Genomic DNA, 20,288 nt, shown 5'->3' with positions numbered 1-20,288 from the left:
ATGGCCCATTGACCCGTCAGCGAAGCCATGGGGGTCGACGTCGCAACAGACCATAATCGGTCCTGGATCGCTTATCGCATAACAACAAAACACGCTGACGAGGAAAACCATGCGCGCCTCTGCTTCCAACGCTCAGGATCTGGGTATGCCAGCCATATACCTGCATACCCTTGCCGAGCTGCTGCATACGCTGGGTATTGACGAACAGGATCTCATCTTGCGGGTCGGGCTGGACCCCGTCCGGCTTAACTCTACGGAACTCCGGGTCAGCCAGGCCCAGGCCAGCGAATTTGTCACCCGCGCGATGATCGAGAGCGGCGAACCGGGGCTTGGCATCCTGCTGGCACGGGAACTCAAACTGCCCCTGCACGGGGCGCTGGGCACGGCAGTGATGAGCAGCCGAACGCTGGAAGAGGCACTGGAACTGATGACCCGGTACCTGACCCTGCGAGCCCCGCATTTGCGAGTCCAGAAACGCATCAGCGGGAACAATGCCTGCTACGCGGTGAGCTGCGATGTCGAGCTTGGCCCGTTGCAGGGTTTCGTGCTGGATGCCGTTTTGTTCGGCTGTGTTTCCATGGGCGCACAGCTGACCGGCGCGCCCGTAGCCGGAAGCCAGATACTGAGACAGGGGCCCGAACCCAACCACTTTCACCGTTTCCGGCGGTCCATCGGCGTTCCGGTAAACTACGATGCCAGTGAGAATGCATTGCTGATTCCGGTTCAGCAGCTCAAACTGCCCGTGCGCTTTTGCAATGAACACCTGGCCGACAGCTCGCGGGAGCAATGTGAGAGCGCACTGAGGCAGCTCCGAGAAGACGCGGGGTTCGCCTGCCGGGTGCGGCGAGTGATTGAGACCAGTCACCCCTTTCCACCGAAACTGGCCCGGGTTGCCTCCACGCTGTTTGTTTCGGAACGAACGCTGAAGCGCCGGCTACAGGAAGAGCAAGCGAGCTTCCAGAGCCTGGTTGATCAGATCCGGCTGGAGCGGGCCCGGGAACTGCTGGCAGGCAGTTCGATGAACCTGAGCCAGATTGCCGACACTCTGGGCTATGCGGATGCCGCCAACTTTACCCGGGCCTTTAAACGCTGGACCGGGCTGAGCCCGAGCCACTTCCGTACCCGGGAGCTGCAGACCGCGTAACTTAGTCAATCCCGACAATTTTATGCATCTGCAACGTCAGTCGCCATTGCGGATGCGCCAGACAATAGTCCGTCGCCTTGCGGGTATTACTCTGCTGGATGGCGTCCGGCCCATGCTCGGGGCTCGACGGTGAGGCCATCGGTGACAGGAAAAAATGCCTGGCCCGGATCCCGAGAAAGCGCTCTGGCAGTGCCAGAGGCTGCGGATACACCAGCTTGAGTTCATCGCATTCAGAAATCACAACCCTGGCGTCGGCTTTCGGGCTGACGCACAGCCAGTCGATCCCCGCCGGCGCGGGCAAGGTTCCGTTGGTTTCCACCCCTACTTCAAACCCGGCCTGATGAAAGGCTGCAATCAGCGGCTCATCCAGTTGCAACAGCGGCTCGCCACCGGTACAGACAACATAGGGCTTGCCGGGCGACTCCGGCCACAGGGAGCGGATATGCTCCGCCAGGGCCCGCGGAGTTTCAAACCGGCCGCCATTCTGGCCATCGGTGCCAACAAAGTCGGTGTCGCAAAAATTACAGACCGCCGTGGCCCGATCTTTCTCCCGGCCGGTCCATAAATTGCACTTGCTAAAACGGCAAAAAACAGCGGCCCGGCCCGCCTGTGCGCCCTCGCCCTGGAGCGTATAGAAGGCTTCCTTGACCCGATACATCAGGACAGACTCTGGTAAGGCACAGGGTCCACGACCCCGTTGGCGGCAAACGCCTCCAGGCGCTCAACGCAGGAGCCGCAGCGCCCACACGCGCGTTCGCCACCGTTATAGCAGGTCCAGGTATGACGGTAATCCAGACCTAACTTCAGCCCCTCCGCCAGAATCTGGCCCTTGTCCATGGCCATGAAGGGCGCATCGATGGCTACCGGCTGGTAATTCGCGACCCGACAGACGGCGTCCATTTTCTCCACGAACTCGGGGCGGCAATCCGGATAGATGGCGTGGTCGCCGCCATGGGCGCCGTACCAGACTGCCCCCGCGCCAACGGTGACGGCATAGCCGGTGGCCAGCGACAACAGGATCATGTTGCGATTTGGCACCACGGTCGTTTTCATGCTGTCTTCTTCATAGTGACCTTCCGGCACATCCACATCGGACGTTAATGCCGAGCCGGACATGACTTCATTCATGGCCCGGATATCGATCACCTTGTGGGGAATACCCTCGGCACGACAAACCTCAGAGGCCACCTGCAGCTCGCGCACATGGCGCTGGCCGTAGTTGAACGAAAGAGCATTCACCTTCAAACCCCGGGCGCGTGCCAGATGCAGCAGCGTGAAGGAGTCCATACCGCCGGAATAAATAACCACAACTGTGTCATTCATGAGGGATCAGCACCAGTTTTCCATGGATTGTGTCATCGGACTTTTACAAAGTGAGGCCATATTGTAACAGCGACACACGGACTTGGGTTCGCGTCCTGGAAGAATCGGGGGTAAACTCAAACGAAAACGACAAAGCACCAGCAGCAACTCAATGAGCTCAGAATCCGGCCCGGCCTTTATTGACTTCGAGGCATCCAGCCTTGACCTGATCACCAGTTACCCGATTGAGGTGGGCGTCTGTCTGCCTGATGGTTCCCTGCACAGCTGGCTGATTCAGCCTCATGTGCTCTGGCAGGACTGGTCGGAAAGCGCACAAACCATTCACGGCATTTCCCGGGAACGGCTGGCCGAGGAGGGCGTAGCCCCGGAGCACGTTGCCCGGCAACTCAACCGCCTGTTGCCTGAGCAGGTCTTCTGCGACGCATGGACCTTCGACAGCTTCTGGCTACACCGCCTGTTCCGAGCCGCCGGCGAAACCCCCGCGTTCCAGCTGGAATCCATCTCCGTACTGCTCGACCCGGCTCAGGTTCACCAGTGGTCGGGTATTCGTCAGCAGGTAATCAGCGACCTGGGGCTGCCCGTCCACCGGGCAGCCAACGATGCTCTGATCCTGCACAAGACCTGGGAGCGCGTTATTTGCCGGGGCGAAGCGCCAGTACAATAACTTCCAGGCCGTCGCGGATGGTGTGCAGCGTCCAGTAGGTAGCCAGTGCCATCAGGGAGGCGCCGGCAACAGTGAATGACAGGCTTTCGCCTACCACTTGCCCCTCAGCCATCACCAGGTAAAGGGCAACGGCCACCAAAAGGGCAATTTCAACGATAAAATCTGAGCGGAACTTGTGGCGGGCAGGTCCGGGGTCTTCGGGCATTTTCTTAGGTTTCAACCTCTGGATATCAGTGAAGAGCGACATTGATTCAACGGCTAAATTATCGCCAAAAACGGCCCGACTGGCTGTACGAAGTAGTGGCTACGAACTTTCCGAGATGGCAAAAAAAACGCAGCCCAAGGGGCTGCGTCGAAAGGAGAGATCCATTCGATACCTGGCGAACAGGTACCGCGGATTGCACAACGTAAAAACACGTGACAGGACAAAGTATGAGGCGTTACCGCCGCAGGGTCTGTACGGGTTTGCCGAATACCCCGGGCTATTGCAAAGCGCCGGATTGCGGATACACTGATAGCCGAACCGATTTCTTAGAGCCGATATGACCAACATGATTTCACAGTACACGGAATACGCGAGCGCCGGTTGCCAGAATGGCCAGCCGATGAACGCTATGGTGAAAGACAACTAACGGCTTTCGGTCAGTCCCGGGAGCCGTTGAGGTGACCGGGGCGATTCTCCGCCAGACCCCGGTTGCCTCCAGGCCCCGGGGTTTTCTGTTTTTGCAGCCGCAAAACGACAAGGAGAAGATCATGAGAAGACATCCGACATCACGCGCAGCGAACCAGCCCATGGCGACCCGCCAGTCACCGCTCAAGCGTCCGGAAAAGCTGCCACTGCTGGATGCAATCTGTAAAAAACTCAATCAACGCGTCAATCTGGATGACGAGCCGCGGGTGCTGGGCGTGTACGAGCGAGGCTGGATCTTCAAAGGCGTGCTCAGCAATCTGGACGGCGCCGAAGCCCGATACGTGCGGGCACTGGCCACCCGCTACAACTCCTGGATTGCCCGCCAGGTCGCCTGACCACGGGCACCGCAAAGCAGGCTGAACCGGTCAATGTTGCCGGTTCAGCCCCGCCATCATCAATACATCACCGCCATGAACCATGGCGTAGTTGTTCACCACATCGTAGATTTTTTCCTGCGAATAAGGCTTGACCACATACCCGTTTGCGCCGGCACTGATGGCCCGCTGAATGCTCTCGATCGAGTCGTCGGCGGTCACCAGTACAATATGCTGGTTTTCCCGCACCTGCTTGAACCGGGTCATCAGTTCGTGGCCATCCCCATCAGGCAAGCCCAAATCCAGCAGGATGATCTGGAACTCGCTGGCATCGAAAGCGGCGCGCGCAGACGCGGCATCCGCGCATTCGGACACGCTGGTGGCGCCGGCCATGCGCAGCATCTCCACCAGCCGCTCCCGCATCACCGGTTCATCTTCCACCACCAGTACTCTGAGATCAGTCATCAGTCTCTCCTGTTCTGTGCCCGGCGCTCGCTCAGCAGGCATCGTTGCCGGTTCGACGGGGTAAATCCAGAGGCTCTGGCACGGAACGCCCCCCAGCCCGGGCGGGCGTGGCAGTAGCAGACCCTCCGTGATCACCGCTCGACTGCGTTTGTGCAGCCCGATTGAGAATATTGGCAATGCTGACGGCCGTTGTATAGAGCGAAATGGCAATAATCAGGAGGACCGGCTGAACGAAAGCCACAAACCCCGGAATGTCGGCATTGCCGGTCATGCTCAGGATCAGGATGATCGCCGGCCCGAGCACCACGAACAAGGTCAGGGCGATGAAGAAAACAATGCGCTCCTTGTAGCGGCCAAGATCACGATTGGTCACCAGCCCCAGGACGAATTTACCAATGGCGAGGCCGGCAAGAATGGCCGCTGCAATACTCAGATCCGGCCGCATCAGCGACTGGTACAGATTGCCATCCCAGAGCCGTTGCATGGCAATCACAAGGAAGGGAAACAACACGAACAAAATATCAGCGTAGGTGCCGTACATCATGCTCAGGGCATAGTGTTCCTGTTTCTGGTTATCGCTCATTGGCCTGTTCCTTTGTTGTTTGCGCCGACGGTGAATGACCTTCCAGGGCCCGGTCGATCATGGTCGCCAAGGCAGTCAGTTCCTGTCCGATGGTCTCGTTGTCAGCGGGGTTTGTGCGAACGCAACGCTCCAGTACGCCTGCCTGCTCGGTCATCATCGGGTAACCCACGGCACCTGCCGTGCCCTTGATTTGGTGGCTCTCCGATTGCAGTTGCTGCATATTGCCTTCGGCCAGCGCCGTCACCATCCGTTGTTTCCGCTGTGCAAGCCCGTCCAGAAACCGGCTCGCCAGGGCGCCGATATCATCCTCGGCAACCTCCGGAAGAGCTTGTTCCACCGGTACATAACGATCCAGCAACGCCTGCAGATGAGCGCGGTCTATGGGTTTGTTCAGCACGCCGTCACAACCGGCGTCCAGCAAGGCTTCGTTCTCTGCCTCATCACCCGCAGTGAACGCAATGATCGGGCGCCGGAAACCCGCCTGTCGCAACAGACGGGTAGCGGCAACGCCATCCATACCGGGCATATGCCGGTCCATCAACACCAGCTTGACGGTTTCAGACAGGGCCCGGCGCACCGCTTCTTCACCATTGGTCACCGCCAGGGGCTCGGCACCTGTGCGTCGCAGCATCCGTTCGACCAGTCCCCGGTTATCGTCATTGTCTTCCGCCACCAGCACCTTGCCACTGTAGCGGTGGCCCGCACCAACAGTATCTTCAGCCGACAGGGTCAGATAACGCGCCAGCAGTTCGTAAAACCGCTGTTTGTCGATTGGTTTGGCCAGATGATCGTTGCACCCGGCCAACCGATACTCGGCGATGTCCTCGGCCATGACGTTGGCCGTGAGGGCAACGATCGGCGTATTCACTCCGGCCTCCCGCAGCGCCAGGGTGGCATCCCGGCCGTTCATCACCGGCATCTGAATGTCCATCAGAATCAGGTCAAAGTGCTCGCGACTGGCCAGTTCCAGTGCTTCGGCACCGTTGCCCACGTGCACCAGGTCCGCTCCGGTACGCCCTACCAACAGAGAGACCAGACGGCGGTTAACATCGTTGTCTTCGGCACACAGAATCCGGCCGGACAAGCGGGGAGCAACCACCATGGCAATGGCCCGGCGACGCTGACTGAACTCCGATGCATCGCGCAGAAAATGAACCCCGGACAGATCCCCGGTGCTGATGCATACCTCGAATTCACTGCCCTCTCCGTAGGTACTGGATACCCGGATATCGCCACCGAGCAGTTCTGACAGGTGCCGGGAAATACTCAATCCCAGGCCAGTGCCGCCAAACTGACGGGAGATGGCCGTGCTGCCCTGGGCAAACGGGTCAAACAACCGGTCAAGCTGTGCCGGTTTCATTCCGATACCGGTATCCACCACCCGGGCAAACAGTTTCTCATGCTCACGATCGCAACGAATAATCAGCGATATTGAGCCATTTTCAGTGAATTTAAGAGCATTTCCACACAAGTTGATAATAATTTGCCGGTAACGCGTAGGATCCGTGCGAATCTTTTCAGGCAGGGGATAATCGCAGATGATCCGGAAATCCAGGCCTTTCTCCCGGGCCCGGGGGGCAAAAAACGCGCGGATCTCGTCCAGCAACTCCGGCAAATTGACCGGCACCACATCCACATCGAGCTTGTTGGCGTCGATCTTGGAATGATCGAGGATATCGTTGACCAACTCCAGCAGGTGGCGGCCACTGCGCACTACCGTCTCGGCACTGCTCCGCTTGTCGGCCTCGTCCAGATCGGGGTCGAGCAACGTTTCACCGTAACCGATGATCGCCGCCAATGGCGTGCGGATCTCATGGCTCATATTCGCCAGGAACTGGCTTTTGGCCCGGGCAGAATTCCGGGCCAGCTCTTTCTCCAGCCGCTCCTGCTCCCTTTCGCGTTCAATTTGCAGCCGCTGGTGGCTCTCGGTGGCATCAATGCAGGTGCCCTCCAGATGCCGGGGCAGTCCATCGGCGTCGTACACCGTGTGCAACGAGATGGTGGCCCAGCGTTCCGTGCCCCGGCGGGTCAGGTACCGGGCCTCAATTCCCTTCGCTGTTCCCCGGGCTTCAAGCTGCTCCACCACCCGCTGCCGCAGCCGATCATCGGCAATACAGGTTTCCAGGACATCGGGGTTTTCGGCCAGCAATTCGCGGCTGCTGCGATACCCCAACAGCTCGGCCATGGCGGGATTGGCGGTCACAAACCGCCGCTCCGGTGACATCTGGAATACACCTTCGATGGCGTTATCGAACAGCGACTGATAACGCCCAAGGTTCGCCAGGGCACGCTGGTTCCACGCCATGGCCTCGCCCTGAACCTGCTTGATGCGGTCGGCCAGGGCAAAAGAAAACAGGATGATCTGGGCGGTCAGGCCGAATTGTGGTGAGTAGCTGGTGAACGTATTCAGCGGCAGGTAACCCATCACCGTGAAGGCGTAGATTCCGAACCCGATCAGGGCAAGGGTCCAGGCAAAGAAATAGGAACGGGCCGCCGGGTTGTAATACCGCCAGGACAAATAACTGACCACGATCAGAATGACGCTGAGCAAAATGGAACCGACCACAATCCATTCCATGGCCACCGAATAGGGCATAAAAAAGGACAACGCAAAGGTGGTCACCACCGAATACAGGCATAGCCGCAGAACCTGGTCGAGATCGGGCGAGCGTTGTCGCGTTTCCAGTAACGATCGCGCCATCAGCAGACCAAAAAACCAGGTCAGTATGATCTGGAAATGCAGATATTCCTTGTTCAGCAGGGCCGGGCGGCTATCGAGCAGCTGCACACCGTGCACCTGCTCAGTGCCAATGAACACCGCCGCACAGACCAGATACAGCACGTAATAGATGTTGCTGCGTTCCCGCACCGACACCGCCACGAACAGGTTGTACGCAAGAATGGCAAGGATAGCGCCGAGCAGCAGCCCACGCACAACCTCATCAATGGAAACCTTCTCTATATAACTGTCCGGATGCCAGAGGGTGAGCGGTAAACGGAAGGCGTTGGTGTTGGTGATACGCAGGAAAACCGAGGTGACCGTATCCGGCGGCAAGCGGAGGCGAAAGGTCGGGTTCGGCACCGCCAGATCCCGCTCTTCCCAGCTGTCCAGATACCCCGTTTGGCGCTGTTCCACCAGTTGTCCGTCGCGCACCAGGTACAACCGGACATCATCCACCAGAGGCAGCGCCAACTCCAGAATCCAGCCCGAACCTGAGCTCAAACGGCGGGTACTGAGATCGAAGCGGGTCCAGTAGGCCGATTCGGTATAGCCAAAGTTGGGCACACCGCCCTGGTGCCGGATCAGTGTATCCCGGCTGGCAGTTCGAACCTCCTCAATCCCCAGGGACTGTTCCGGGTCTTCCAGATACCAGAGGCATTCGCCCAGACCGGGAACACTGTCGGTGTTATGATCCAGCACAATCAGGCCGTCCCGACAGGCGTTCTGGGCCTGTCCCTCAGCTGGTAAAACCAGAACGGCAAGAAACAGGAGCAGGCACAGCGCCCGCACCGGGATATCGGCAAACCGTTGCTGCAAAATGTGATCTCCGCGCGGGTAGCTGCGAGCTTTATCGTTTATTGTCAGCACTGGTCACTGTAGCCGCTCACACGCTTTTTCGCACCCCGGGGTCACCTGAAATGAGACATTCCTGCTTTTTTGTCGCCGTTTCCTTCACGTTATTGACACTCTCCGGGTGCCGGATTGACAGTGGTGGAGATTCCTCTTCCACCCGGAACCCGGCAACCAATGTGGACCTCACCTTTTCCAGCTTTGATTTAACCCTGCAGACCAATAACACCCTGTTGGCCGATCTCGTCCAGGCGGTTGAACCAGACCCGAACGCAGCAAACAGTGCGGAATCTCAAGCGGTGGCAGACAGTATTCGTGAACAACTGGCGTTGTTTGCCGGGCTCGACTACACCGGCGACACACCACCGGGGCTCCTGTCCGTGCGCAACCCGCTGGATCTCATCCGTCGTGTCATCGGGGAAAACGAAGTGGCCAATTTCCAGGAGGGCCGACAGTACATCGTGCGCCGGATCGAGCAGGGCGAAGCCGGGGAGTACAACAACCGGACCAATCGGGTAAACGTCCGGTTTACCGACCAGACGGCCTTACTGGATGGCCAGCCGGAACAGGAATACAACTGGCCATACCCGATCGTGAAATGGGTCTATACACCGGATTCCTCTAACCGCATAACCCGTATACTGACCTGGACCGCCGCCGGGGACTTTCCCGACGGCTCCACACGCCCGAGCGCGACACTGGCCACCCAGTTCAAACCGGCGGGCTTTTCTTCCACCGGTTACAACGACGGAGCCAGAACCAACACCGAGGGAACGCTAGTCATCCCGGGCGAACGGGAACTGTCTTTTACCCGGGCCTACGAAGGCCTGGATTCAGACACGCTGATTATTGATGGTACGAACGTGGGGACTGAGGACAATACGCAAGGCGGGCCGGAATTCACCTTCGCCGGCAACACCGTTGACTGTGTGAAAATCCGCATGGACTACGACACACCGGAGGTGCACGTGTTTACCTCACTGAACCAGGCGCCGGGTTCCGCCGATTACTGCTCTGAGAAGACGACACCGGAGTATCAATACGCCACCCGGCACACCGGGCTAAGGCCCTGACGGCTTACTGCAGATCCCAGTTCTGCAAAAAACCCTTTTTTCGGCAAATCATACGCTCGTAAGCGGAAATCATGATGGCTGCGTGGGGGGCTTTGGTAAGGCGAAGCGTTTCGATGCGGCGCTCAAGACGCCTGACTTCATCGCAGATCTGTTGCTGCACATGGGACCGGACACTGTCGTGCTGGTCCAGCCTGACCTGACGCTGACTGTGGTGGGGCGATACCGGCTTTTCCATAATTAACCTCGTCCAATGAGTGCGGAAAACATCCTTTTAACGGAAACAAGTGTGCCCAACTGTCTGACAAAGTGCAATTCGGATGAACAAGCTTTCACTTTTGTTCACACTCAGGCCGCCAATAACCGGCGCTGGCTTTCCGGCAATACCGGGAACTGATTGCAGACCGTATAGACAAACCGGGCGAGTGCGGGTAAGTGATGACCCACAATCGGGAAGCCGGTGTTCAACAGGCTCACCGAGATATCCCGGGCCGGATCGGCCCAGCACAACTTGTTGATCAGGCCGACATGGCCAAACGCATAGCGGCTTTTCGGCCCCCACAGCCCCACCGGATTGCCCCCCAGCATCATGCCGGCACTGAAGCGCATAGGCACCAGCATGGTCCGGTCCAGCTGTAACGAGCCGAACTGCTGAATGGCCCGTCGAATCGTAAGCTCACTGCATATGCGGCGGCCGTTCCAGACACCGCCATTAAGCATCATCTGGAAAAAACGTCCCATTTCCTCGGCGGTACCGCACAGATTTCCCGCCGGGATCACCGCCTCCTGAAAACGCGGATCGTTGGTGACTTTTTCTACGGTTCGAATGTCGCCGCCCAACGCCCGGTTGACTACCCAGGACACGGGAAACCGGGGAGTAGGGCCCGTGGCGTAATTACTGGCCAGCTCAGGCAGATGCTCGGGGGCAATGCCGTAGGTAAACCATTTCATGCCCATTGGCCGGCGCAGGTAACGGTCCAGATAATTCTCGATACTATCGCCGGTTACCTTTTCCAGAACCCGCTGCAGCACAAATCCGCCGGTGATGGCGTGGTAGGCCACTTTCGCGCCATCCACCTCCACCGGCCTGGCAGCACACAGCAATCGCCAGACCTCGTCGCGGTCCCAGAGCACATCAATCGGGGTTTCACGCGGAATCGCGGGAATGCCGCCGCGGTGCGACAGTATCTGATGCACGGTGATGGTCCGCTTGCCGTTACGGCCGAATTCCGGACAGTAATAGGAAACCGGGTCCATAAGGTTAACCAGGCCCTGTTCGCACAACAGGTGGATCAACAGGGCAGTTACCGCCTTGGAGGCTGAGAAAAAGCAGACCGGTGTGTCGGTGGTCATGGGCACGCCCGATAAAGAGGCCGGATCACGCGGTCCGTTTCCCCGGGCATGACCGATAGCGCGGTGCAGCACCGGCTCACCCCGGTAACGCAGGGATAATTGAAGACCCGGATGCACCCCGGTGCGATACAGGGCTTCCACGCTGCGCCAAACCGCTTCGGTGGCACTGTCGTCGAGCCCAACGCGCTCCGGAAACTCCCCGGCATGATCACGGAAGGTCACCGACGCCAGATCGCGGGGAATAGCGCTGGTATTCAGGGCCCGGCGGGCGAGTGAATGCATATTAAACGCCTTTTCAGTCTTGTTATTGGTTTACAAAGCCAGAGCCGGAACACGTGACTACCTGAGGCCATTATGAACTGCCTCCAACGGCTGTGCCATGGCGATGCAGTTCCGGCCCTGTTTTTTGGCCCGATACATCGCTTTGTCTGCCGCCGCGCACAGTGAATCCAGGGACTCACCATGGTCCGGGAACACCGCCACGCCCACACTGATCGTCAGCCGGATACTGTGTCCGGACTCCAGCAATACCGGCTGTCTGGCAACCCGCTGTCGAAGACGCTCAGCGGTTTCTTCGGCCTCGCCCACGCCCATCTCGGGCAGAATAATGACGAACTCCTCGCCCCCGAAACGCCCCAGCGTGTCGACGCTCCGGACGCTGTCCTCCAGTAAATGGCTGATATCACAGAGCACCGAGTCACCGGCCGCATGGCCCCAGCTATCGTTAATTTCCTTGAAGTGATCAAAATCGATCCAGAGCAACGCCAGCGGGCGAGCATACCGGCGCGCCCGCTCCAGCTCCTCGTTCAGAACCCGGGAACATTCCCGACGGTTAAGTACCCCGGTCAGCGAGTCCCGTGTCGCCATGGCCTCCAGCTCATTTTCCAGCTGCTTGCGATCGGAAATATCCAGCATGATGCCCTCGAGCACGACAGTCCCTTCGTCATCCCGGACTCCGCAACCTCGCTCCCATACCCAGATTTTCCGGCCATCCTTGCGGGTGATGGCGTATTCCACCGAGAATGCCCGCCCCAGGCGCACAGCCGTTTCGACGTCCCGGGCAACCTGCCCGGCGTCCTCCGGATCAATCAGTGCCGCGTAACTGACCACCCGGTTGTGTAACAGCTCTTCAGGTTGGTAACCGGTCAGGTCGGCACATCCGGCAGAGACAAAGAGCATGGTCCAGTCATCGTCCGGCAGACACCGGTAGGCCATGCCCGGCAGGTTATCCATCAGCACCGTCAACTGGCGCTCGCGGCGTCGCAGCGCCCGGCGCTGATCCTCCTGCAGCAAAAGCCGGGCGCGGTCCTGGTTCAGTTGGCGCAGGATAACCACAAACAGCACGGCAGCGGTCACCAGCACGAACAGAATGCCTTTCCAGGTCTGTATCCGTAATAACTGCTCGGGGTCCGAAAACCAGGTGGCCGCCATGTGGTCCGATACCGATATCCAGATCAGCCCCGCCACCAGGTAAATCAGCATGGCCCACAGCGCCCGCCGCCACGGGCCGTGTTTTTCCTGCAGTCGTTTGTATTGCGAACGTTCTGGCGGTTCAGGCGCCATCGCGGATCCTTTTCGTGTCTTGAACTCCTATCTAAAAAGTAGACAGTGAGTGATCGACCGTCGAGGAGGATTTGCAGTTTCGACCCGAATCAGAGAAACTTAACGTGACAACTCATCGCGTATTGGATAAGAACAATGATACCGGACAAACGCCTGGGCCGGATCACCATGGCCGCGCTGATCATCGGCCTGAGTGCCTGCGACAGCAACACGACTCCGTCACCGGCCATCCAGACCTATGCCGCCAACACCATTCCAGCCTCCCCGGCCCTCGCCGCCATCTATCAGCGCTCCTGTCAGGCCTGCCACGCCCGGGGCACATCCGATGCTCCGTTGACCGGTCACGGCGCAGCCTGGCAGCAGCGCCTGGACAAGGGCATGGATACCCTGGTGAATAACGTGGTGGCCGGAATCGGAGGTATGCCACCTTATGGTCTGTGCATGGACTGCAACACCGAAGAGTTCCGTCAGCTGATCCGGTTTATGGCCATACCCGCAGACGCCGGGGAGTAAGCAGTGATGGAAAGACGCCATTTTCTGCAACTGCTGATCAGCACCGCCATTACCACGCATCTACCGGAGGCCAGAGCGGCTGATGGCGCGCCAGCAACTGCCGGCGCCCAGTCACGCGCCCCGCTGCCCTGGCGTAACTGGTCCGGGTCTCAGCAGTGCTTGCCGCAGGATCGCCTGGCACCGGCGAGCATCGACGAGCTCCGGGAACTGCTGCTGGACCCCGGCAATCGTGAGGCCACAATCCGGCCGGTCGGGTCAGGGCATTCTTTTTCGGCGCTGGTGCCAACCGATGGCATCCTGGTTTCGCTCGCGCGCCTGACCGGCCTGGTGGATCACGATGACCGGCTGTGCCAGGCCCGGGTACGCGCCGGGACATTGCTGGGGCAGCTGGGCCAACCGCTGGACAGGGTCAACCAGGCCATGTTCAACCTGCCGGATATCGATCAGCAAGCCCTGGGCGGCTTGCTGGCAACCGCCACCCACGGCACAGGTGCCGGATTAATGAGTTTGTCCGGATACGTGGAAGGGCTCACGCTGATGACCGCTGACGGGGAGCTTCTGGAATGCAGTCGCCAGCAACATCCCGAGGTTTTCCACGCTGCCCGGGTGGGCCTGGGTTCGCTGGGCATCATAACCGATGTCACCCTGCAGAACACCCGCCCTTACCGGCTGCGCAAAACCACGGAATGGCTACCCCTGGAAGATATTCTCGCCTCCGCTGATGCCCGCGCCGACCGCCACCGCAATTACGAGTTCTACTACATTCCGTTTTCCGGCATGGGTTTTACCAGCCAGCACGACATCACCGGGGCACCGGCCTCAGCCACGGAACAACTGGACCAGAACGATGGCGCACGCGACTTGCAGCGAGCCCGGGATTACCTGGCCTGGTCACCCCGGCTGCGGCGGTTGATTCTGGGAGGGTATATCCGGACGCTGGAAAAAGAAGTGAAAGTGGCACCGTCCTGGCAAAACTACACCAGCGACCGCAACGTGCGCTTCAACGAAATGGAATACCATCTGCCGCGCGAAAACTGGCAGGCGGCCTTCCGGGAGATCGTCGCCCTGGTGGAAACAAAGTTCCCGGAGGTCTTCTTCCCCTTTGAAGTCCGCTTTGTGAAAGCCGACGATGCCTGGCTTAGCCCGTTCTACCAGCGTGATTCCGTCTCCATTGCCGTGCATCGGTTTTTTGAGGAGGACTATCAACCGATGTTCTCGGCACTGGAGCCGATTTTCCGGCGTTATGGTGGTCGCCCCCATTGGGGCAAACTCAATACCCTGGGCGCCGGGGATTTCCAGGCACTGTATCCAAAATGGCAGGACTTTCTGGCGGTGCGTCAAAGCCTTGATCCGAAAGGGCGCTTTTTAAACCCCTACCTGGCCGATCTGTTCGCAGCTAACAGTGGGAGTGGCTGATCATGGCCCACAGCAGAGATTTTCATCGCCAGCGCCGGGCGTTACTGCTCGGCGCCGCGGCACTGGGTGCTGCCGGCACCGCGGCATGGTTGCGCCCCCGGGCAGAGCGCGCCGGCCATAACAATTATTTTCAGGCACTGGATACTGCACTGACAGACGCCGCACTGGCCACGCCCACGCTGGTGGTGGATCAACAACGTCTGGCTGACAATATCGCCACCCTGAACCATCATCTGGGCCAGGAGTACCATTACCGGATCGTGGTGAAATCACTGCCATCGCTGCCGTTGTTGCGCCAGATTATGGCCGGGGCCGGCACCCATCGGCTGATGATCTTTCATCAGCCGTTTCTCAATGCCGTGGCCCGGGCTCTGCCACACGCCGACATTTTACTGGGTAAGCCATTGCCCGTGGCCGCTGTGGATAACTTCTACCAGCAACAGGCACGGGATAACGGAAGCTTCCAACCCGAGCGGCAACTGCAATGGCTGGTGGACTCGCCCCGGCGCCTGGCGGCGTACGAGCGTTTCGCCCGTGAGCAACAGCGTCCTCTGCGTATCAATCTGGAAATTGATATTGGCCTGCATCGGGGCGGCTTCCGTGAAACCGAAGACCTGCTGCGCGCGCTGTCGACCATCGAGCAATCGCCATGGCTGAGTTTCAGTGGCTTCATGGGTTACGAACCCCACATCATGAAAGCACCGGGCCCGGCAACCTGGCTCCGGGACCGGGCGATGACTCGATACCAGGAGTTTGTCAGTGCGGCCGAACAGCATCTGGGGCGATCACTGAACGACTTGACGCTCAATACCGGGGGTTCGACCACCTATCAGCTTTACCGGGGGTTGTCCGGCAAGCTTCCGGTCAACGAACTCTCCGCCGGTTCGGGGCTGGTGATGCCCACTGATTTCGACCTGCCGACACTGGCAGGCCACCGGCCCGCCGCGTTCATCGCCACGCCGGTACTGAAGCTGCTGGAGTCCACCCGCATTCCCGGCGCCCCCGGGCTGGGCCGGTTGCAAGCTTTGTGGAATCCGAACCGGGCCCGTGCCGCCTTTATATACGGTGGAAACTGGCCGGCAACGGCAGTGTCGCCGAAAGGTTTAACCACCAACCCGGTCTACGGGCGCTCCAGCAATCAGGAAATGCTCAATCTCGCGCACGATCTACCCCTGGCAGAGGGCGACCGGGTGTTTCTTCGGCCACACCAGAGCGAATCGGTCTTCCTGCAGTTCGGCGATCTGGCCGTCTTTGATCCTGCCAGGGGAGCCATTACCGACCGCTGGCCGGTGTTCCGGGAAGGATGAACTCGTTGGCGGCACATGCTTTAATCGGTGCTACGTTCGATCCAACCAACAGGAACCGTCATGACCCCCGCAATCAACGCCGCCAAACAGGCCCGGGTGAATTACACCATCCACGAGTATGAGCACGATCCGGCTGCGGAAAGCTATGGCGAGGAAGCGGCGGAAAAAACCGGTGCGAACCCGGCCCAGGTGTTCAAGACCCTGGTAGTCAGCCTCGATGGTAAGAATCTGGCGGTGGGCATCGTACCCGTCGCCGCCCTGCTCGGATTGAAACAGATTGCCAGGGCCGCCGGCGCCAAGAAAGCCGCCATGGCCGACAAACAGCTGGTGCAGCGCACCACCGGCTACGTCTTGGGTGGGGTCAGTCCCCTGGGCCAGAAAAAACGTCTGAAAACCTTCATCGACCAGTCCGCCGAGGACTTCGAAACGATCTTTGTCAGTGCCGGCAAACGGGGCCTGGAAATCGAACTGGCACCCGCCGATCTGGCCCGGCTGACCCAGGCCCGGTTCGCTCCGCTGCAACAGGAGTAAGGGGTGAATCACGCCAGCGACCTGATTCTTATCGGCAGCACTTTGCTGCTGGCACTCGCTGCGCACGCCGTGGGCCAGAAGGTGCACGTGCCTCGGGTAACCCTGCTGCTGTTGCTGGGCGCCCTGGCCGGACCGGATCTGCTTGACCTGCTGCCGGATAACGCAGACCAGAGCTTCAGCCTGATTACCCAGTTAACCCTGGCGATGGTGGGTTTTCTGCTGGGTGAACGAATGTCGGCACGGGATCTCAGCCAGGGGAAAGAAGCGCTGATTGTCAGCCTGGCCGTCACGTTGCTGACCGCCATGGCTGTCATCCTGGCGGTCTGGGCCGTAACCGGCAACCTGCCAGCGGCTCTGCTGCTGGGCGGCATTGCCACCGCCACGGCACCCGCAGCGACCCTGGATGTCCTGCGCGAAGCGGGCGCCAACGGCCCGCTCACCCGGCTGGTTTTTCAGGTGGTCGCCATCGACGATGCCTGGGGTGCCATTCTGTTCAGTATTCTGTTGGTGGCGGCCGGTCTGTTGCTGGGCAACGGCGACCTGAGCGGCCCCACGGCCATGTTGCACGGGCTCTGGGAAGTGGCAGGCTCGGTGCTGCTGGGTATGGCATTGGGGTTCCCCATGGCCTGGCTGACCGGGCGCCTGCGGCCGGGTGAACCCATGCTGCTGGAATCCGCCGGGTTTGTCTTTGTCGCGGCGGGGCTGGCCAGCTGGTTTGGCCTGTCGTACCTGCTGACCTGCATGACCCTGGGCATTGTGGTGGCGAACCGAGCTCGACATCACGTTCGGCCGTTCCGTTCCATCGAAGGCATTTCCGAGCCCTTCCTGGCGCTGTTTTTCTTCATGGCCGGCTACCAGCTCGACTGGCTGTCGCTTCCCACCCTCGGCGCGCTTGGCCTGGCCTATGTGCTGGCCCGCATTGGCGGCCGCCTGGTCGGGGGGTATCTGGGCGGCCTGCTCGCCGGCTCTGCTCCGGAAACCCGACAGCGTATCGGCGCCTGCCTGATGCCCCAGGCCGGTGTCGCCCTGGGCCTGGCCCTGGTGGCCACCGAACGGCTGCCGGAGCTTGGCTACATACTGCCCCTGGTCATTGGCGCTACGGTGGTATTCGAGCTGATCGGCCCTCCGATGACACTGCTCCAGCTACACAAAGCCGGTGAAACGGGACAGGGCTACCAGGAAGAACCGGACGAATAAAAAAACCCGGTGAGCCTCAGGCGCACCGGGTTTCGGGGATTCATGCCGGACCCATGGCCCGGCTGAAACTCTGGCCTTACTGCACGGAATCCCGTGCCTCGGCCAGAATCCTGTTGAAGGTGGCACTCGGCTGCATCGCCTCGCAGACCTTGTCCATCGGCGCATGGTAGTAACCACCAATGTCCGCCGGATGACCCTGTACCACGGTCATTTCTTCCAGGATCTTGTCCTTGTTCTCTTCCAGCTGTGAAGACAGCTTGGTGAAGAACTCTTTCAGATCCTTGTCGCCATCCTGCTGCGACAGTTCTTCCGCCCAGTAGCGGGCGAGGTGGAAGTGGGAACCCCGGTTGTCGAGCTCACCGGTCACCCGTGATGGTGACTGGTTGTTCTCCAACAAACGCTCGGTGGCCTTGTCCAGGGTCTGACCCAGCAGACGCGCCCGTTCGTTGTTCTGCTTCTCGCCCAGCTCGTCGAGGGAGACCGCAGTGGCCAGGAATTCACCCAGGGAATCCCAGCGCAGGTGGTTTTCCTGGATCAGCTGCTGCACGTGCTTCGGTGCGGAACCGCCAGCACCGGTCTCGTACAGGCCACCGCCGTTAAGCAGCGGCACGATGGACAGCATCTTGGCACTGGTGCCCAGTTCCAGAATCGGGAACAGATCGGTCAGGTAGTCCCGCAGCACGTTGCCGGTCACCGAGATGGTGTCCAGGCCGCGGATCAGGCGCTCCATGGTCCAGCGGATGGCGCGAACCGGGGACATGATGTGGATATCCAGGCCATCGGTGTCGAGTTCGGCCAGGTAAGTGTGCACCTTCTTGATCAGCTGGGCATCGTGGGCGCGCTCGTCATCCAGCCAGAACACCGCCGGCATACCACTGGAGCGGGAACGATTCACCGCCAGCTTGACCCAGTCGCGGATCGGCAGGTCTTTGGTCTGGCAGGCACGCCAGATGTCACCCTCTTCAACCTTATGCTCAGTCAGCACGGTGCCGTCTTCAGCGATCACACGGACAATACCGTCTTCCTTGATTTCAAAGGTTTTGTCGTGGGATCCGTATTCTTCGGCTTTCTGGGCCATCAGACCAACGTTGGGCACGGTACCCATGGTGGTGGGGTCAAAGGCGCCGTGGGTTTTACAGAAGTTGATTGTTTCCTGGTAGATGGTGGCGTAGGTAGACTCCGGCATCACCGCCTTGGTGTCCTTCAACTTGCCATCGCGGGCCCACATCTTACCTGAGTTACGAATCATGGCCGGCATGGACGCATCGACAATCACGTCGCTGGGCACGTGCAGGTTGGTGATGCCTTTTACCGAATCCACCATGGCAATTTCCGGGCGGTGCTCGTAGCAGGCGTGCAGGTCTTCCTGGATCTGCTCCTGTTTGGACTCCGGCAGTTGCTTGATCTTCTCGATCACTGAGGACAGGCCGTTGTTCGGGTTAACGCCGATTTCCTCGAACAGGTCGCCGTACTTGTCGAACAGCTCTTTGTAGAACACCTTCACCGCGTGACCGAACACGATCGGGTGAGAGATCTTCATCATGGTGGCTTTCACGTGCAGGGAGAACATCACCCCGGTTTTCTCGCAATCGGCGATGGCGTCCTCAAAGAACTTCACCAGCGCTTTCTTGCTCATGAACATACCGTCCAGAACCTCGCCTTCCTGCAGCGGCAGGTCGGCTCTCAGCACGGTCTGCTCGCCTTTTCCGTTCTCGAATACGATGCGGGCATTGGTGGCCTTGTCCAGCGTGACGGACTGCTCGCTGGAGTAGAAGTCTCCACCGCGCATGTGGGCCACGTGGGTACGGGAAGCCGGGCTCCACTCGCCCATGGTGTGCGGGTATTTGCGGGCAAAAGCCTTGACCGCGGCCGGGGCACGGCGATCGGAGTTGCCCTCACGCAGAACCGGGTTCACCGCGCTGCCCAGCACCTTGCTGTAACGAGCATGAATGTCTTTCTCTTCGTCCGTCTCCGGGTGCTCTTTGTATTCCGGTACGTCGTAGCCCTGCTCGTTCAGCTCTTTGATCGCCGCACGCAACTGGGGGATGGACGCAGAAATGTTCGGCAGTTTAATGATGTTGGCTTCCGGATCCTTGGTGTACTCACCCAATTCAGCCAGGGCATCCGGAACCCGCTGGTCTTCCTGAAGGTAATCCGGGAACCCGGCCAGAATACGAGCCGCCAGCGAGATGTCGCTGGTTTCAAAGTCAATGGCGGCCGGCTTGGCAAAGGTTTCCAGGATGGGAAGCAGTGACCGGGTGGCGAGGGCGGGGGCCTCGTCGGTCAGTGTGTAGACAATCTTGGCTTTGGATGATGTCATTTTCGTCCTCAGGCTATTGGGTGGGTTCAGGACGGTCATGGCGCGGGCGGGCGTCTTGTGAACGTCCGGTCGGGCCAGTGACTGATTCGGAACTTTTGATAGACCTACTAAGATAGCATTTTTTTCAAAATATTGGTTACGATCTTAGTATAAGAACGGACTTAAAATGCCTGATCTTCCGTGACAGGACGATGAAATGGCGGGAATTTACGAAACTTTCTAACATTTATCAGTTTTTTTGCGTTGGCGGGAGCGTGGTGGCG

The 20,288-nt window shown here is 59.5% G+C and carries 19 protein-coding genes; 9 read left to right on the top strand and 10 right to left on the bottom strand.

Annotated features, from left to right (window positions below):
- Positions 1-109: 109 nt before the first annotated feature.
- Positions 110-1,144: an AraC family transcriptional regulator gene (locus ACP2AU_RS04545; protein ID WP_426374874.1), complete on the top strand. Its 1,035-nt coding sequence runs from the start codon at positions 110-112 to the stop codon at positions 1,142-1,144.
- A 1-nt stretch (position 1,145) separates the two neighbouring features.
- On the opposite strand, the gene queE is transcribed toward ACP2AU_RS04545, so the two are convergent.
- Together queE and queC are read right to left on the bottom strand one after the other, a co-directional pair.
- Complete coding sequence (gene queE / locus ACP2AU_RS04540) at positions 1,146-1,802, bottom strand: 7-carboxy-7-deazaguanine synthase (protein WP_426374872.1); 657 nt, start codon at positions 1,800-1,802, stop codon at positions 1,146-1,148.
- Positions 1,802-2,467 (bottom strand): 7-cyano-7-deazaguanine synthase QueC, encoded by a 666-nt coding sequence (gene queC / locus ACP2AU_RS04535; RefSeq protein WP_426374870.1) that lies wholly within the window; start codon positions 2,465-2,467, stop codon positions 1,802-1,804. The genes queE and queC overlap by 1 nt, the downstream gene beginning before the upstream one ends.
- 151 nt (positions 2,468-2,618) lie before the next feature.
- On the opposite strand from queC, the gene ACP2AU_RS04530 reads away from it, so the two are divergent.
- Positions 2,619-3,131, top strand: coding sequence for a hypothetical protein (locus tag ACP2AU_RS04530; RefSeq protein WP_426374868.1), 513 nt, complete (start codon positions 2,619-2,621; stop codon positions 3,129-3,131).
- Here ACP2AU_RS04530 and ACP2AU_RS04525 read toward each other — a convergent pair.
- On the bottom strand, positions 3,100-3,351 hold the full coding sequence (locus tag ACP2AU_RS04525) for a hypothetical protein (protein WP_426374866.1): 252 nt from the start codon (positions 3,349-3,351) through the stop codon (positions 3,100-3,102). The two genes, ACP2AU_RS04530 and ACP2AU_RS04525, sit on opposite strands and share 32 nt — an antisense overlap.
- A 533-nt stretch (positions 3,352-3,884) precedes the next feature.
- Here ACP2AU_RS04525 and ACP2AU_RS04520 point away from each other — a divergent pair.
- Positions 3,885-4,157 (top strand): hypothetical protein, encoded by a 273-nt coding sequence (locus ACP2AU_RS04520; protein WP_426374864.1) that lies wholly within the window; start codon positions 3,885-3,887, stop codon positions 4,155-4,157.
- Between the two features lie 30 nt (positions 4,158-4,187).
- Here the strand turns inward: ACP2AU_RS04520 and ACP2AU_RS04515 are convergent, their stop codons facing one another.
- Genes ACP2AU_RS04515 through ACP2AU_RS04505 form a run of 3 tightly spaced genes read right to left on the bottom strand, consistent with a single transcriptional unit; the run spans position 4,188 to position 8,722 of the window.
- On the bottom strand, positions 4,188-4,601 hold the full coding sequence (locus tag ACP2AU_RS04515) for a response regulator (RefSeq protein WP_426374862.1): 414 nt from the start codon (positions 4,599-4,601) through the stop codon (positions 4,188-4,190).
- Between the two features lie 31 nt (positions 4,602-4,632).
- Positions 4,633-5,184 (bottom strand): hypothetical protein, encoded by a 552-nt coding sequence (locus ACP2AU_RS04510; RefSeq protein ID WP_426374860.1) that lies wholly within the window; start codon positions 5,182-5,184, stop codon positions 4,633-4,635.
- The gene (locus ACP2AU_RS04505) at positions 5,174-8,722 is read right to left on the bottom strand and encodes a response regulator (protein ID WP_426374858.1); all 3,549 of its coding nucleotides are present in this window, start codon (positions 8,720-8,722) and stop codon (positions 5,174-5,176) included. Before ACP2AU_RS04505 ends, ACP2AU_RS04510 begins: the two co-directional genes overlap by 11 nt.
- Before the next feature lie 101 nt (positions 8,723-8,823).
- Between ACP2AU_RS04505 and ACP2AU_RS04500 the strand changes: the two genes are divergently transcribed.
- Complete coding sequence (locus tag ACP2AU_RS04500; RefSeq protein WP_426374857.1) at positions 8,824-9,828, top strand: hypothetical protein; 1,005 nt, start codon at positions 8,824-8,826, stop codon at positions 9,826-9,828.
- A gap of 4 nt (positions 9,829-9,832) precedes the next feature.
- Here the strand turns inward: ACP2AU_RS04500 and ACP2AU_RS04495 are convergent, their stop codons facing one another.
- The 3 genes from ACP2AU_RS04495 to ACP2AU_RS04485 all read right to left on the bottom strand — a co-directional run bounded on the left by ACP2AU_RS04495 (position 9,833) and on the right by ACP2AU_RS04485 (position 12,741).
- Complete coding sequence (locus ACP2AU_RS04495) at positions 9,833-10,063, bottom strand: hypothetical protein (protein ID WP_426374855.1); 231 nt, start codon at positions 10,061-10,063, stop codon at positions 9,833-9,835.
- 110 nt (positions 10,064-10,173) lie between these two features.
- On the bottom strand, positions 10,174-11,460 hold the full coding sequence (locus ACP2AU_RS04490) for a serine hydrolase domain-containing protein (RefSeq protein WP_426374853.1): 1,287 nt from the start codon (positions 11,458-11,460) through the stop codon (positions 10,174-10,176).
- Positions 11,461-11,517: 57 nt separating this feature from the next.
- Positions 11,518-12,741, bottom strand: a complete 1,224-nt coding sequence (locus tag ACP2AU_RS04485; protein ID WP_426374851.1) for a sensor domain-containing diguanylate cyclase — start codon at positions 12,739-12,741, stop codon at positions 11,518-11,520.
- A 135-nt stretch (positions 12,742-12,876) separates the two neighbouring features.
- Here ACP2AU_RS04485 and ACP2AU_RS04480 point away from each other — a divergent pair, with 135 nt between their 5' ends.
- Genes ACP2AU_RS04480 through ACP2AU_RS04460 form a run of 5 tightly spaced genes read left to right on the top strand, consistent with a single transcriptional unit; the run spans position 12,877 to position 17,705 of the window.
- On the top strand, positions 12,877-13,254 hold the full coding sequence (locus tag ACP2AU_RS04480; RefSeq protein WP_426374849.1) for a c-type cytochrome: 378 nt from the start codon (positions 12,877-12,879) through the stop codon (positions 13,252-13,254).
- Between the two features lie 6 nt (positions 13,255-13,260).
- Entirely contained in the window at positions 13,261-14,670 is a 1,410-nt protein-coding gene (locus ACP2AU_RS04475; RefSeq protein WP_426374847.1) for a D-arabinono-1,4-lactone oxidase, read from the top strand.
- A 2-nt stretch (positions 14,671-14,672) separates the two neighbouring features.
- The gene (locus ACP2AU_RS04470; protein WP_426374845.1) at positions 14,673-15,977 is read left to right on the top strand and encodes a DSD1 family PLP-dependent enzyme; all 1,305 of its coding nucleotides are present in this window, start codon (positions 14,673-14,675) and stop codon (positions 15,975-15,977) included.
- A 60-nt stretch (positions 15,978-16,037) separates the two neighbouring features.
- On the top strand, positions 16,038-16,508 hold the full coding sequence (ybaK, locus tag ACP2AU_RS04465; protein ID WP_426374844.1) for a Cys-tRNA(Pro) deacylase: 471 nt from the start codon (positions 16,038-16,040) through the stop codon (positions 16,506-16,508).
- A 3-nt stretch (positions 16,509-16,511) separates the two neighbouring features.
- Complete coding sequence (locus tag ACP2AU_RS04460; protein ID WP_426374842.1) at positions 16,512-17,705, top strand: cation:proton antiporter; 1,194 nt, start codon at positions 16,512-16,514, stop codon at positions 17,703-17,705.
- Between the two features lie 76 nt (positions 17,706-17,781).
- Here ACP2AU_RS04460 and ACP2AU_RS04455 read toward each other — a convergent pair whose 3' ends face one another.
- Entirely contained in the window at positions 17,782-20,025 is a 2,244-nt protein-coding gene (locus ACP2AU_RS04455) for an NADP-dependent isocitrate dehydrogenase (RefSeq protein ID WP_426374840.1), read from the bottom strand.
- Positions 20,026-20,288 lie beyond the last annotated feature (263 nt).

Source organism: Marinobacter sp. VGCF2001 (genome assembly GCF_049943275.1).
GTDB lineage: Bacteria > Pseudomonadota > Gammaproteobacteria > Pseudomonadales > Oleiphilaceae > Marinobacter.
Note: the sequence above shows the minus strand (reverse complement) of the source record. Positions and strands in the feature narration are given on the sequence as shown.